This window comes from bacterium (assembly GCA_030699905.1).
In the GTDB taxonomy this organism is placed as follows: domain Bacteria; phylum Patescibacteriota; class Minisyncoccia; order Phycocordibacterales.
This window is the reverse complement of record JAUYKQ010000023.1, coordinates 1-13,244: the sequence shown is the minus strand read 5'-3', so window position 1 is coordinate 13,244 and position 13,244 is coordinate 1. Positions and strand designations below refer to the sequence as shown.

Sequence of the window (13,244 nt, the reverse complement as noted above, 5' to 3'; positions counted from 1 at the left end):
TGGCTTAATGCTGGAAGTATTGGCCATAAATTTGAACCAAGCCGTAGCCGAATTTTGGGGAAATCAGCCAAAATGGATATTCGGCAACAGTCCCGTTTTATCCCACAAAGCCGTTTGTGGCGAAAGGGATGACTGCCCCTACACTAAACTGTTTTGGGAATAAACACAAGAAAAACCGCTCCGCACTTGGTTGTGCAGAGCGCGTAAGTCCTAACTTCTTCACTTTCCATCCGACCGAAAAATGTGTCGGCTCGGAACGGTTTTTTTGCGTTTTCGTCTTTGTCGCAAAACGGCGGCTGTTTTAGGGTTTTCAATTTCCAAAACAGTGTCTGCTTTGGGACGAAGTTTGATTTCCTCCATTTTCTTTTTGCGTGGCTTGTGGCAAAGACAGCCACATCGGCTACTTGCTTTCTTTACTTTCCAAACCCTTTTGTCTTTCTGCGGACAGTGCTCGCAGAAACCTTCTTGGCAGGCATCCGTGAGATAAAGCAGTGGTATAGTATTTCTCATTCTTCCCACATACTACAAGAATTCCCGCCGTGCGCAACTAAAAAATGCCCCGGCAGGACCGCTTCGCTTATCGGTCGTTACACGACCAGTACAGGTTTCCCGTTTTTTCGCAATAAGAATTGCTCAAAAACATGGGAGAACCTCTTAGATTCCTGCACGAAAGGCAAGCAGTTGCCTTTCTCGGGCGGACAATTCCGCTTCGCTACATTATCCGCCCGGCAGGAATCGAACCTGCGACCATCTCCTTAAAAGGGAGCTGCTCTACCAACTGAGCTACGGGCGGAAAACAACCTATAACCGGCGACTTACTACCTACGACTTATTACCGGCAACATACGTCTTACAGCGGTCAAAGACAAAAGAAAATATACCAGAAAAATCCGGAAATTCAAAATCAAAAGTAATTTCCGAATCTTATCTTGTCTGTGGACTTTGCGCCACTTTTCGTTAAAGAGGCAAATCAAATGCTAAATTGCCGGCGCCTGTTAAGATAAGAGATACAAGGATAGATAAAGCCAAAAGGCGAACGATTCTTTTTTCGCGCTCTTTCATATCTTCTCTGCCCATGAAAATGTTGCTTGCGGTAATAACGGCCAGAGTCAGAGCTGTCACTTGAGTAAAAAAGCCCACAAACAATAGAATCCCTCCGGCAACTTGCAAGGTGGCGATAAAACCTTGGAGGAGACGCCTTTCTTCGCTTTCTTCTCGGAAAAGTTGAAATCCTTCATAAATAAACCAAGCTCCTACAGTCAGACGGAGTATTGTCGGAGCAAAAAAACCATAAGTCAAAAGGTCTGGAAATGTATTTAACATGGTGGTATTTTATCATGATGAAAAGCAAAAAGAAAACAGAAGAGGAAAAAGTGGTCATTCTTTTGAATTTGCGCAGTGTTCAAAACACCGCTTCGGTTTTTAGAACCGCGGAAGGGGCTGGTATTTCCAAAGTTTATCTTGTCGGTACCACTCCGTCTCCGGAAGACAGGTTTGGAAACTCTCGCGGTGATTTCGCGAAAGTGGCGCTTGGAGCAGAGACGACTTTGTCTTGGGAATACCGTTCTGCGATTTTGCCCGTTTTGAAAAAATTAAGGGAGGAAAAATTTCAAATAGTGGCGGTGGAGCAAGACAAAGTGGCAATTAATTACAAAAAGTTCAGTCCGTCAGAAAAAACAGCTTTTATTTTCGGCGAAGAAACGAAAGGCATACCGCGTTCCATTTTAGAAAAAGCGGATTCGGTGGTGGAAATACCCATGCAGGGAAGCAAAGAGTCCCTGAACGTTTCCGTGGCGGCAGGCATAATTCTCTTTGGTTGTGTGTAGTCGAAGGTGAGTTTTTAATATTTAATACTGTCTAAAACAACTCCTTCGGGAGAGACAAGGTCAACTGTCTCTCTTCTGCTTTTCCAAAGAGGAGCTATTCTCTCTAAATACACGTACCATTCATTTTTATAAAAATCGTCCTTGCCGGAGTTTTCAGATACACACGCGTTGTAGTTGAAGTTTTGGGAAACATAAGAGGCGCACTCCGCGGACAATGTGGAAGGTGTTTTGTGATTGCATCTTGGAATACGGTCCAGATAATCCAAACACTGGTCTTTTAAAGTTACCGTGCGGAAATACGGCAGGGGTTTTTCGGAAGTCCGCGGACATTCGTAATAAAGTCCGGGGGTGAGGTTTTTTTCCGTGGCGAAGTAGCCACTGCAGGTGTTCGTCTTAAAAGAAAAACCGACGGGCGAACGACCGCTTATAACGTACGCTTTTTCTCCCGGATCAAGGAAAATATCGTCAGTGTCGCGCGGGCTTGAAATGTGAGGCAGTTTGGTCGCTTTTCCTATGGTCATACCTTTGCCGGTTTCTCTGCTTAAAAGCTGAAGTCCCGTAAGTTTTATTGGAGCTTTGTTGTCTCGGCCGGCTACCAGCGTAACGTATTCAAAATCGGGGCTGTCACCGTACGACTGGTTTACTCTTTGTATGGATATCGTATCGGGTTTTTCTTCTTCTTTTATCGCTCCGTTTTCCGTATCTCTATTTCCTCCTGTTGATATTTGAGAGCCACTTTTGTTTGAAAGGCCTGAAAGGGGGTCGTTTCCGTAGGTTCTTCCTGTTATCGGTTCTACAAAAGGGTCATGAGAAGAAGAACTGTTTAAACCGCCTCCGCCAAACCAAAGCAGGCCAAAAAGTAAAAAAAGACCGAAGAACCATTTTAAGTCGTCATTCATAAATTATTGAACATATAACACGAAACATTCTTTATGATATAAAGTATCTTGAATGCAACTCTGAAATGTTACATGTTACACGTTACAAGCTATATGTTACAGGCGATATCTCAATATCGCAACTGATGTTTGTCGCAAAAATGCGCGCTTCTTCCGCCGATTTTCATCCTTTGGATTTTTCCGCCACATCCTTTTTTAGAACATTTCTCTCCGGTTCGTCTGTACGCGCGATGCTCTGTCTGAAACTTTCCTTTTTCTCCGCTCGGCGTTCTGTAGTCGGACATTGAATCGCCCGACAGTTTTATTCCTTTTTTCAAAACTTTCCGCATACAGGAGAAAAGTTTTTTAAGTTTTTCTTCCGGTATTTTTGACGCTTGGCAAAGGGGATGTATGCCGGAGAGCCACAACATTTCGTCGGAATATATGTTTCCTATTCCCGCTATAATTTCCGGCATCATCAAGACCTGTTTTACGGGTAAATTCGGCCTTTTGTTGACTTGTAGTTTGAAATTCGCGACTTTAAAACTTTTTTCCAGAGGTTCGGGCCCTATGCCGGCCAAATCCGGAATTTTGTTTTCTTCGCTGGTTTTGTAATAGACAATCTTGGCAAATCTGCGCATATCGGACAGCGCCAGAGTTTTCCCGTTGGAAAGGTTTGCCGTGAATCTTATGAACCTGTTGAATCTGTCCCAAAGAGGACTCTTTTGGGACTCGTCCGGCACCCATACTTCCTTTTCCCATCCGACTTTGTCGTTAGCTTTTGGTCGTAGATTGTCGATTCTTTTGTATGTCCCGTACAACAGATGTCCTGTCATTTTCATATGCACCAGTATTGAAATGTCTCCCGACAAGTCAATCAAAACATTTTTGGCTCTCCGTCTGACCCGCAGTATTTTTTTGTTACTCACTGTATTTTTAAATGTCTCAAAATACACTATGTTTTTTATGTTGTTTTTTCCTTTGTGAAAAACGGAATTGTAGCTTGACCAGACGCGTTTAATTCGCAGATCTTTTAATCGTCTGTTTAAAACGCTCGCCGTGGTTGTTACCTCGGGCAGTTCGGGCATGGAAGAAGTTTAAGGTAAAAAGTGGAAAGCAAAAAGCAAAAAGGGGGAACGAAAAAAGTCGCGCATAGAACATTTAAAACATTTTCTTCAATTCCTCTCTCACCACTTCGGTATCGCTCCATGGTGTCCTTTCGCGGCGGGGACCCATAATATACGGGTCACTGCCTTTTCCGGTAATGAGAACCACTATTTCTTTTCCGTTCGTTTCGGTTTTGGAACATTCGTTATGCGCTAAAACAAGAGACCTTCTTATCGCTTGGCGGCGGTCTAAAATTATTTCCGGCTTTTTGTTTGTCATACCGCAGACCGTCTGCTCTATTATGGAACTCGGGTTTTCATCGTAAGGGTCCTGAACGGTCAGTATTATTTTCTCGCAGTGGATATCGGCAATACGTCCCATTTCGGGTCTTTTCCAACTGTCTCTTCCGCCTCCGGCGTTGCCGAAAACAGCAATTTTTGTGGCGTCGTTGAAAATTTCGTAAACCGCTTTGAGAGAGTCGGGAGTGTGGGCGTAGTCAACAAAAACTGAAAACTTCTGGACGTCTGAAACCTTTACTTCTTCCAGCCGTCCGGGAATGGTGTAAAAATCTTGCAACGCTTCTTTTATGGTTTCCAATTCCACACCCAGAGTCAACGCGAAAGTGGCTGCCGCCAAGCAGTTATAGATGTTAAACTTTCCAAGCATTTTCGTTTCTATGGTTTTGCCTCGGAAAGTCAGTGTTGTACCGTCTCTTCTTAAGCTGAACGGCTCCGCGTTTTTTAGAGAATATGAATGGACTGACACATCTTTTATGTCGGCAAATTTTTTTGACTGCTTATCGTCCGCGTTTACTATGATAGTTTTATTTATTTTTTTAGAAAGCTCAAGACGTTTGGCGATTTTGAGTTTTGCTTTCAGGTATTTTCCAAAAGAGCCGTGCGACTCTATGTGTTCGTGGGCGAGGTTTGTAAATATGAGAGAGTCCATGTCAATAAACTGATGGCGGAACTGTTCCGCTCCCTCCGAAGTCATTTCTATTATGGCCCAGTCGCATCCGGCAGAAACAGCTTTACGCAGGAACTTCTGGATGAAAAAACGGCCGGGCATGGTCATACGCAGAAAATTCACTTCTTCTTTTCTGTTGATTTTGAAATGGACCGTTCCTGTAATAGCTGTTTTATAGCCCGCTTTTTCCAGTATGGCGCTTGTCAGTTCGGCGGTGGAGCTTTTGCCGTTCGTGCCTGTGATGCCCACGACTTTTATCTGGCGGGAAGGAAAACGATAAAGCAAAGCTCCCAAAACAGCCAAAAAGAAATGGTAAGCGGAAAGCAGTGATTTTGGTATGTGCTTTTTAATGCCGTTCATTTTCCTAATGTTTTAAGAGCGGATTTTATGCGTTCTCTGGCCGTGCCGCTTTTGATTTCTTTCAGAGCGTCTCGGGCTTCCTTGTGTCCGTACCCGATAGATTTCAAAGCTTCTAACGCTTCTATTTCATCTTTTAGGGTGGCGGAGGAATTTTCTCCGCTTTTCACCTTGTCTTTAAGTTCCCAAACCATCTTCTCAGCCATTTTTTTGCCGATACCAGATATTTTTACAAGGTGAGACGGGTCGTTTGATGAGACAGCCGTTTTAATGGATAGAACACTGGCCATGTTTAATATCCCCAAAGCCGTTTTTGGGCCTATGCCCGATACGGTCAAAAGCAGTTCAAAAAAATCCAAATCGCTTTTCTCCGGGAAGCCGTAAAGAATATGGGCATCTTCGCGTACCGCAAGATAAGTCCAAAACCGCGCCACCTTGTTTTCTGATAGGGAAGAGAGAGTTTCCTCGGTAACGAAAATTTTGTAGCCGAGACCATTTGCGGTTTCTACGATGGCCGATTTCTCGTCCTTGTATATTACGGAGCCGGAAATGTAGCTTATCATGCTTATAATGTAACATGAAAACGGAACATCTAATATTTGCTTTTTTTAAAATCTCTGTTAGTATTGGCCACTATAAGCCGTACTGGTAATGAGATTATCCGAACACGTCCGGCACAGGCGAGTAAACGCTCGCCGTTAAAATTATGGCAATAACAAAAAACGCAAAAAAGGCCCATCGAGCATCCCTTAGAAAAAAGGTTTTTAACGATGCGCGGAAAAAGAAAATGAAGGAAACGATAAAGAAATTCAAGAAACTTGTCGCGGAAAATAAAACTGAAGAAGCGGCAAAGTTTTTAAGCGTAGTTTACAAAATGGTAGATAAGACGGCAAAGGGCAACACTATCAAAAAAAGAAATGCCGACAGGAAAAAATCTCGGCTTTCGGCCATGGTGGGGAAAAGGCCGTAGATTATCGTGAATCAAACAAAAACCGCCCCGTCGCGTACGCGACGGGGCGGTTTTGTTTGGTGTAAACTTGCGTGGAAAAGGAATCACAGTTTGCTCCCACCAAGAATTGAACTTGGATTTCGAGCTCCGGAGGCCCGTGTTCTATCCGTTAAACTATGGGAGCGAGCGAATAGTCCGTTTGTTGTTAGAATTTGAATTACGAAACTTCGGGGGCAAAGCGCTACGCTTCGCTACGCACTTTGCCCCCGGGAGGACCGCGAGTACGCTTATCGACCTCTACGAGGTCAGTACCCCGATTGGATTTTCTTTTCGCTTAGGAAAGCTCAAGAAAATGCTCAATCGGGCTTCGATTCCTCCACGGAGTGCTCCCAGCACTCCTCGGGGGCAAAATTTCACTTCGTTCAATTTTGCCCCCGGGAGGAATCGAACCTCCATTACGAGATCCGCAATCTCGCGTTCTATCCATTAAACTACGGGGACTCCTGACCTGCTACATGATACACGTTACACGTTGCGAGCTTTTTAGTCAAAACCCAAGCATATCCATAATGGTGTGCGAAAGAGGTTCCTTGTGCTCTTCTTCGTATAGATATTGCAAAAGATAGTCACAAACGTTTTCTGAAGTCACGCTTTCTATCGGAACAATTATGAAGGGCGACAGTATGTGTTTTGATTTTGCAATTATTTTCGCCTCTGTACCCTCGTCATTCACCCAAAAGGACTCAATAGAAGAGTAGGGGTAAAAATTTTTGGCAACAGAAATTCCTTTCGGACTTAAGGTTACGTGTATGCGACGAGGTTTGCGATGTCCGACAATAATTAAAGCAAAAGAGCCAAGAAGGACGACTAAGGCGAACAAAGTATTCCCTAACATTACGGATGTTATGGCGATGGCTATGCTTATGATACCGGTAGCCCAAAACCAGTCCGACTTTTTCTCTTTTCGGGTATATTCAAAAACATCCCACTCCAGAGTTTCTTTCATGGGTATATTTTACCAGAGAAAAATAAATATACTAACCAATGAACTGTCCTTTGATGTTAAAACAATTTCTCTCCGGAAATTAAAAATACGGATATAAAAATTATAGTGCAAAGAGAGGCGGATATGAGACACCAGCTACACCATTGTTTTAGGACGAATGCTTGAATTGCCGTTAAATATATGGAAAAAGCGAAAGCCACTACAGTGAGAACCAAAACCGCCATTGAAAGTCCTTCCGGCATTATTGACGGATAGACCGTAAGTAGTGAATAAGTGGAGAGAATCAAGAAGTAGTACGCCATTCCCCAAACTTCCACGGAGATTTTCAATAGGGTAGAATAGTCGCTTTTCACGACCGTGTTGCAGTCAAAATCAAGGGGGCAGGTGAAAACCGGACGCTTCCGTTTCTCGTTGTATATGTGTATGGCAAGGAAAAAACCGCAGAGAGCGGCGATAATCACTATGATTTGCAACAGTTGTTCCATGGGTTTAGTGTAGCAGTAGAAAGGAGGTTTTGAAAGGGGGGATGTGTTATTTCCCCTTAGCAACCAGCCGTTAACCTTCTGAACTGTGAATTACGAAATACCCCCCCCACTCGGAAAGCTCCCCAAAAAGTGACCGCTCAAAGGGCGCTTGCCCGGTCTTAGTCACTTTTTTGTGACTTTCCTCGCGGGGGGGCGCCCGTCGTATTTCGTAATTAAAGATTCTGAAGTTTCCGGACAATGTAAAAAACGCCCCGAAAGGCGTTTTGTTGGAGGGAGTAGAGGTTTCAAACGTAGAATATGCCTATTTTTGTTTCTTCCGACTCTTGTACTGATAAAGAGGGGGAAAATTGGTGACGTACTCTATTTTCGGCTTCTTTTATGGCGGTCTCCACGTCAGCGCAACTTACTTCTTCTTTCTTGGACAGAATTTCATCAACGATTTTTGCCACGCGTGAACCGTAGTTTTGTCCTACTCGGTCAATAAGGTCAACTCGTCTCATATTTTTCCTTTCCAACTGCAGTGATGGTCGGAAGTGGAGTGGCAAGCGTCACTACACTGCTTCCGATTTTCTGATCAGATTTTATATCTAAAATGTAAAATTGCAATAGCTTACAATAAAACCTGTCTCGTTATCAATGTTAAGAACGGTGGGTTTAAGAATGTTGGTTATGCGTAGACGTTCAAGAAAATACTAAATCGGTCGGAGGATAATGGGGACAGGGACAATATTTTGCTTAAAAAAGTGGTGTAATGTCCTCTGTCGGCCAGCCGGAAGATTTAATCCTATATCTCAATCCGAATCCAATGCCTACTTTTGGGGATAGATTATCTGCGGAGGAGGTGGGACCGCGAGTACGCTTTTCGGTCCTTACAGGACCAGTACCCCGATTGGATTTTCTTTTCGCTTAAGAAAGCTCAAGAAAATGCTCAATCGGGCTTCGAATCCCACACGGAGTGCTCCCAGCACTCCTCTCCTCCGTTTTTCGCGGACTCAAAACGGAGGAGGTGGGATTCGAACCCACGGTCCGGTTTCCCGGACAGCACATTAGCAGTGTGCTGCTTTCGACCGCTCAGCCACTCCTCCAAAATTTAACTTACGATATACAACCTACAACCTACAACCTACAACCTACAACCTACAACATACAACATACAACCAAAAAGACAAAATAACAACTCTGTTTTTCTTCCTCGCGCTGTCCCACAGTAGCTTGCACGGAAGAGGATGTCAGTAAGTTCCTTTGTTTTCGTTTGTCTCACGCTACACGTTACACGCTACACGTTTTGCGCTATACTATAAACATGCGCATCATGGGAATTGATTATGGCGAAAAACGCGTTGGAATAGCGATTTCGGACGAAGAATGCAAAATCGCTTTTCCCACAACCGTTTTGCAAAACGATAAAGAACTGCCGAAACAGGTGGCGGAACTTTGTGATGTAAACAAATGTGGCTCCGTGGTCATCGGCGAGTCATCCGATTTAAACGGCGTGCCCAACCCCATAGCGGAAAAAATTGAAAAATTCAAAAATAATTTGCGTACATATATGAAGAAGCCCATTCACATGGAACCGGAATTTTTTACTTCCATCCAAGCCGAGCGAATCCAGGGCAAAACGACAATGCAGGACGCGTCGGCCGCGGCTTTGATACTTCAGAGTTATCTTGATAAGACACGAAACATGTAACACGCAACATGCAACATTTTTAAAATACAAAGAAGAAAAATTTCTTTTCTTCTGTTCCATGTTACAAGTTACATGCTACACGCCACATGATTTCTTTTGATGATTTCAAAAAACTGGAAATAAAGATCGGGGAGATAAAATCCGCTGAAAAAGTTCCGGACACGGATAAGCTTTTGCGTCTTTCGGTTGACATGGGGGAGGAGAGTCATCGCCAGATTATTTCAGGTATTGCCGAGTATTTTACGGACACAAAAGAGCTTGTTGGCAAAAAATGCGCTTTCGCCACGAACTTAGAGTCGCGGGTCATTCGCGGACTTGAAAGTCAAGGCATGGTTTTGGCTGTCGGCGGTAGCGAGAGTCATTTTTCGCTTCTTGAAGTCAGTCAGTCCGTTCCCGCCGGTTCTACGGTAAAGTGAGACCTCGCGAGTTGTGGAGGAGAAGACGACTTGGATACTTGAACTTGAATTAAACTTATGCTTTTTGAATCCATTAGGAACAAGGTCAATGAAAAGATAAAAACGACCGGCGGAAGTAAGACCGACGGCTGGCTTTTTCTAATCGCTTTTGCCGAATCATCTTTTTTCCCCGTTCCTCCGGACTTTTTTCTTTTGCCTGCGGTGGCCAAAAGGCCCGAGTTCTGGAAGAGGTTTTCTTTGGTTGTTACCGTCGGTTCCATTTTGGGAGCGGCGGCCGGTTATTTTATAGGGATGTTTTTCTTTGACTATATCGGTTCTTACCTCGTAGAGGCATACAATTTGCAGGACGATATGACGCGTATTTCGGAACTTTTCAACAAAAGCGCGTTCTGGGCCATTTTCACGGCCGCCTTTACGCCCATACCGTACAAGATTTTTACTTTGGCAGGCGGTTTTTTCAATATTAATTTTTTTGTTTTTATAATAGCTTCTATTCTTGGAAGAGGCATGCGTTTCTTTGCGGTTGGGTATATTTCCAAATGGTTTGGAGAAAAGGCCGGGCATGTCGTCTTTAAACACTTCAACATTTTTACCATGGTCTTTGCCGTCGTTGTTATTTTATACGCCATCCTGCAATTTTTTTAGTCAAATCTGGAAAAAATCAAAACTGCCAACATGCTGACGGAAAACATTAAAGAAGTGGCAGTGAGCGTGTTTGTGTTGGTGGTATTTTAATATTTTCTGTTATAATTTACTCATGTCCGCTTTTGAAACTTTTTTTAGAAGGCACGTTCCTCCGCCAAAATTTTTGACAATGCCCGCCACCGGCATTGATGTTTCCGACCATAAAATCCGGTTTATAAAATTCACGGAAAAAGGCAACCATCGGAAGATAAAATATTTCGGCGAAATGTCCGTTCCCGCGGGGGCTATTTCTGACGGTTATATAAACGACAGGGAAACCGTTAAAAAACTTCTTGTGGAACTTAAAGAAAAAGAAAACGTAAATTACGTAAACGTTTCCTTTCCGGAAGAGAAGGCATTTCTTTTTAAAACGCAGATTCCAAAAACAGCCGGAGAAGATATTTCCACGGCGGTTGAGTTTAGGATAGAAGAAAACGTTCCTATTTCCGCGGGAGATTGCGTTTTTGATTATATGGTGGACGAAAGCCGGGAAAACCACTCACATGTGGACGTTGGGGTTTCCGTTTTGCCTAAAAAAACAGTGGAGACGTACATTTCTGTTTTTAAGGAGGCGGGACTTAGACCGAAACTTTTCACTATAGAAGCGCAGGCCATCACCAACGCCGTAATTCCAAAAGATGAAAAAACGGCGGTTGTGGTGGTAAACTTGAAAGAAGATAAAACTGGAATATATATAATAAGAGACAAAATTGTGCATTTCACTTCAACTGTCGCGATAGGCGGAGATGCTATCACAAAAGCTCTTGGCAAAAACCTTTCCATTTCTCAAGAGGAAGCCAAGCGTTTGAAAGACGAAAGTAGTTTCAACAGGGATGGTAAAAACACCGAAATGTTTTCGTCTCTTGTGGATACCGTGTCTGCTCTTAAAGACGAGGTCGGCAAAGTTTTGACGTATTGGAAAACTCACGTTGAAACGCATGGGGATGGGGATGGTAATCTGTCAAAGATAATTTTATGTGGCAGAGATGCGGGGATAGACGGTTTCCCTGAGTATTTGGCTTCCGCTCTCAATGCGAATGTTTCAGTCGGGGAAGTGTGGGAAAACGCTTTTGACCCTTCAGAGTATGTTCCGCCCATTTCGTTTTTTGATTCACTTGACTACGCGGCGGCTATCGGGGTGGCTCTTGAGGGGTAACTTGCATAAAAACTAATATTTTCGGAGTCAACTTTACGCAGAAACAACATGTTTAATCTGCTCACCAAAGAAGAAAAAAGGTCTTTAAGGAAAGAGTACCGACTGCGTCTGGCCGTTGTTGTTTTGTGGTTTTCTTTTATCACCGGAGTTTTGGGGCTTGTTTTTTTGGTACCCGTCTATGTCGTGTCTTTGCAGAAAGAAGAAATATCTTTGGCAAATTACCGCGCGGTTGAAGAGTCGCTTGAAATAAAAAATGAAGAAGAACTCTCGCTTTCTTTGCAAGATGCTGAACTAAAGCTAAACACGCTTCTCGACAACAAAGAAGAAGTTTCAGTCCATGATTTCTTGTCTGATATTTTGAACATAAAAGGCGATGACATAAAGATATACTCTTTAACCATGCTGAAGTCAAAAGAAAAAAAGAAAGAAGAGAAACACGAGCTCATGCTCTCCGGCGTCGCGGCAAATCGCGCTGGACTTGTTGAATTTGCCAACTCTCTTGAAAACCATCTTTTGATAAGGGAGGTTGAACTTCCCATTTCCAACTTTGCCAAAGAAAACGACATTGAATTTATGATAACCATACCGCTCGGAAAAATATGAAAAAAACTTCGCATTCAAAAAACATTTTTATTTTCGCGATTGTCGCCAATCTCGCTGTTTGGGGCGGATATTACATGCTGTTTTCCATAGTGAAAGAAAAAGATAAAAATACTTCCGCTTTGGAAAACACAATTTCTCTTGCATCGGAGAAAGACGCGCAGTTGCTCTCCGCTCAAAAGCTTCTTGACGATACCGTAGAGGACAGAAGGGAAGTGGACTCTCATATCGTGGCCAAAGATAAAGTGGTGGAGTTTCTTGAGTTTGTGGAGTCGCTTGGAAATCCGGAGGCCGACGTCAACATAAGCTCAATAGAAAGAGGGCCTTTTGAAGAAAAAAATGTTTTGATGGAGAACCTGATAATTCAAGTAACGGTCAAGGGCTCATGGAATGACGTTTTTTCTTTTCTTTCGCGGGCGGAGCTCATGCCTTTTAAGTCGGTTATAGAGCAGGCGCGGCTGGAGAAGGTGGAGGACAAGGAATTGGGCGACATTTGGAGGGCGGATTTGCGCTTTAATGTTATTAAATTCATTTAATACAATGAGGTTTAATTTTTTTAAGAAATTTTTAACAAAGTTTTGGCATCGCTCCGGTTCTTATAAGAATACGGAAAAGTCGCGGCCATTTAAGGACTGGAAAATCATAATTTTTGTTTTTTCCGTCATAAACGTTTTAGTATTCGGCGCCAGTATTTATATGGTGGTGCAGGTTCAAAGAGACGGGATATTCAAAGCCGAAGAAGGGGAGGGTAAAACGGTAAAAGTTTTTGATAAAAACAAGCTTACTGAAGTAAACGACTATTTTGACGGCAGGGAAAGGAAGTCCAATTCAATAAGAGAATCGTCTTCAGTGCCGGACCCGTCAATTTAGTTATACCCAAAAAGAAGATAAGAAAAAACAAAACAAACCGCGAATTAGAAAAAATCGCGGTTTTTTGTTATAGTAACGTTGCGATATAAACAGCCCTAAATGAGTCCCCGTAGTTTAATGGATAGAACGAGAGACTTCTAATCTCTTGATCCAGGTTCGATTCCTGGCGGGGGCAAAGTGCGTAGCGAAGCGTAGCGCTTTGCCCCCGAGCAAGCAAACTGCTTTGCTTGCGGACAGGAATCGAAGAGGTTCTC

The 13,244-nt window shown here is 43.3% G+C and carries 18 protein-coding genes and 5 tRNA genes; 10 read left to right on the top strand and 13 right to left on the bottom strand.

Annotation, left to right across the window (positions count from 1 at the left end):
- Positions 1 to 219: 219 nt before the first annotated feature.
- The 3 genes from Q8P86_02840 to Q8P86_02830 form a co-directional block, all read right to left on the bottom strand.
- Positions 220 to 510, bottom strand: coding sequence for a hypothetical protein (locus Q8P86_02840; GenBank protein MDP3996601.1), 291 nt, complete (start codon positions 508 to 510; stop codon positions 220 to 222).
- 210 nt (positions 511 to 720) lie between these two features.
- Positions 721 to 793, bottom strand: a tRNA-Lys gene (locus Q8P86_02835).
- Between the two features lie 164 nt (positions 794 to 957).
- Entirely contained in the window at positions 958 to 1,323 is a 366-nt protein-coding gene (locus Q8P86_02830; protein MDP3996600.1) for a hypothetical protein, read from the bottom strand.
- Between Q8P86_02830 and Q8P86_02825 the strand changes: the two genes are divergently transcribed.
- Positions 1,311 to 1,826, top strand: a complete 516-nt coding sequence (locus tag Q8P86_02825; GenBank protein MDP3996599.1) for a TrmH family RNA methyltransferase — start codon at positions 1,311 to 1,313, stop codon at positions 1,824 to 1,826. The two genes, Q8P86_02830 and Q8P86_02825, sit on opposite strands and share 13 nt — an antisense overlap.
- 14 nt (positions 1,827 to 1,840) lie before the next feature.
- Here Q8P86_02825 and Q8P86_02820 read toward each other — a convergent pair whose 3' ends face one another.
- The 4 genes from Q8P86_02820 to ruvA all read right to left on the bottom strand — a co-directional run bounded on the left by Q8P86_02820 (position 1,841) and on the right by ruvA (position 5,697).
- Positions 1,841 to 2,725 carry a hypothetical protein gene (locus Q8P86_02820; GenBank protein MDP3996598.1) on the bottom strand — a complete coding sequence of 295 codons (885 nt, stop codon included), beginning with the start codon at positions 2,723 to 2,725 and terminating at the stop codon, positions 1,841 to 1,843.
- A 110-nt stretch (positions 2,726 to 2,835) separates the two neighbouring features.
- Positions 2,836 to 3,792: a bifunctional DNA-formamidopyrimidine glycosylase/DNA-(apurinic or apyrimidinic site) lyase gene (gene mutM, locus Q8P86_02815; protein MDP3996597.1), complete on the bottom strand. Its 957-nt coding sequence runs from the start codon at positions 3,790 to 3,792 to the stop codon at positions 2,836 to 2,838.
- A 73-nt stretch (positions 3,793 to 3,865) separates the two neighbouring features.
- The gene (gene murE, locus Q8P86_02810; protein MDP3996596.1) at positions 3,866 to 5,137 is read right to left on the bottom strand and encodes a UDP-N-acetylmuramyl-tripeptide synthetase; all 1,272 of its coding nucleotides are present in this window, start codon (positions 5,135 to 5,137) and stop codon (positions 3,866 to 3,868) included.
- Entirely contained in the window at positions 5,134 to 5,697 is a 564-nt protein-coding gene (ruvA, locus tag Q8P86_02805) for a Holliday junction branch migration protein RuvA (GenBank protein MDP3996595.1), read from the bottom strand. The genes murE and ruvA overlap by 4 nt, the downstream gene beginning before the upstream one ends.
- 143 nt (positions 5,698 to 5,840) lie before the next feature.
- On the opposite strand from ruvA, the gene rpsT reads away from it, so the two are divergent.
- Positions 5,841 to 6,104, top strand: a complete 264-nt coding sequence (gene rpsT / locus Q8P86_02800; protein MDP3996594.1) for a 30S ribosomal protein S20 — start codon at positions 5,841 to 5,843, stop codon at positions 6,102 to 6,104.
- 91 nt (positions 6,105 to 6,195) lie between these two features.
- Here rpsT and Q8P86_02795 read toward each other — a convergent pair.
- From Q8P86_02795 to Q8P86_02770, 6 genes are all read right to left on the bottom strand, one after another.
- Positions 6,196 to 6,267: transfer RNA gene (locus Q8P86_02795), tRNA-Arg, on the bottom strand.
- Positions 6,268 to 6,512: 245 nt separating this feature from the next.
- Positions 6,513 to 6,584 (bottom strand) — tRNA-Arg (locus Q8P86_02790).
- Positions 6,585 to 6,630: 46 nt separating this feature from the next.
- A complete protein-coding gene (locus tag Q8P86_02785; protein MDP3996593.1) occupies positions 6,631 to 7,089 on the bottom strand; it encodes a hypothetical protein in 459 nt (152 codons plus the stop codon).
- Positions 7,090 to 7,145: 56 nt separating this feature from the next.
- Positions 7,146 to 7,574 (bottom strand): vitamin K epoxide reductase family protein, encoded by a 429-nt coding sequence (locus Q8P86_02780; GenBank protein MDP3996592.1) that lies wholly within the window; start codon positions 7,572 to 7,574, stop codon positions 7,146 to 7,148.
- A 284-nt stretch (positions 7,575 to 7,858) separates the two neighbouring features.
- Positions 7,859 to 8,074 (bottom strand): hypothetical protein, encoded by a 216-nt coding sequence (locus tag Q8P86_02775; GenBank protein ID MDP3996591.1) that lies wholly within the window; start codon positions 8,072 to 8,074, stop codon positions 7,859 to 7,861.
- 498 nt (positions 8,075 to 8,572) lie between these two features.
- A tRNA-Ser gene (locus Q8P86_02770) sits at positions 8,573 to 8,659 on the bottom strand.
- A 218-nt stretch (positions 8,660 to 8,877) separates the two neighbouring features.
- Between Q8P86_02770 and ruvX the strand changes: the two genes are divergently transcribed.
- From ruvX to Q8P86_02730, 8 genes are all read left to right on the top strand, one after another.
- Positions 8,878 to 9,264, top strand: a complete 387-nt coding sequence (ruvX, locus tag Q8P86_02765; protein ID MDP3996590.1) for a Holliday junction resolvase RuvX — start codon at positions 8,878 to 8,880, stop codon at positions 9,262 to 9,264.
- Positions 9,265 to 9,350: 86 nt separating this feature from the next.
- Positions 9,351 to 9,680 (top strand): hypothetical protein, encoded by a 330-nt coding sequence (locus Q8P86_02760; protein ID MDP3996589.1) that lies wholly within the window; start codon positions 9,351 to 9,353, stop codon positions 9,678 to 9,680.
- 57 nt (positions 9,681 to 9,737) lie between these two features.
- Positions 9,738 to 10,325, top strand: a complete 588-nt coding sequence (locus Q8P86_02755; GenBank protein MDP3996588.1) for a VTT domain-containing protein — start codon at positions 9,738 to 9,740, stop codon at positions 10,323 to 10,325.
- 112 nt (positions 10,326 to 10,437) lie between these two features.
- Positions 10,438 to 11,520: a pilus assembly protein PilM gene (pilM, locus tag Q8P86_02750; protein MDP3996587.1), complete on the top strand. Its 1,083-nt coding sequence runs from the start codon at positions 10,438 to 10,440 to the stop codon at positions 11,518 to 11,520.
- 48 nt (positions 11,521 to 11,568) lie between these two features.
- Positions 11,569 to 12,123 (top strand): hypothetical protein, encoded by a 555-nt coding sequence (locus tag Q8P86_02745; GenBank protein ID MDP3996586.1) that lies wholly within the window; start codon positions 11,569 to 11,571, stop codon positions 12,121 to 12,123.
- Positions 12,120 to 12,656 carry a hypothetical protein gene (locus Q8P86_02740; GenBank protein MDP3996585.1) on the top strand — a complete coding sequence of 179 codons (537 nt, stop codon included), beginning with the start codon at positions 12,120 to 12,122 and terminating at the stop codon, positions 12,654 to 12,656. Before Q8P86_02745 ends, Q8P86_02740 begins: the two co-directional genes overlap by 4 nt.
- 4 nt (positions 12,657 to 12,660) lie before the next feature.
- The gene (locus tag Q8P86_02735) at positions 12,661 to 12,990 is read left to right on the top strand and encodes a hypothetical protein (protein ID MDP3996584.1); all 330 of its coding nucleotides are present in this window, start codon (positions 12,661 to 12,663) and stop codon (positions 12,988 to 12,990) included.
- A 103-nt stretch (positions 12,991 to 13,093) separates the two neighbouring features.
- Positions 13,094 to 13,165, top strand: a tRNA-Arg gene (locus tag Q8P86_02730).
- Positions 13,166 to 13,244: the final 79 nt, after the last annotated feature.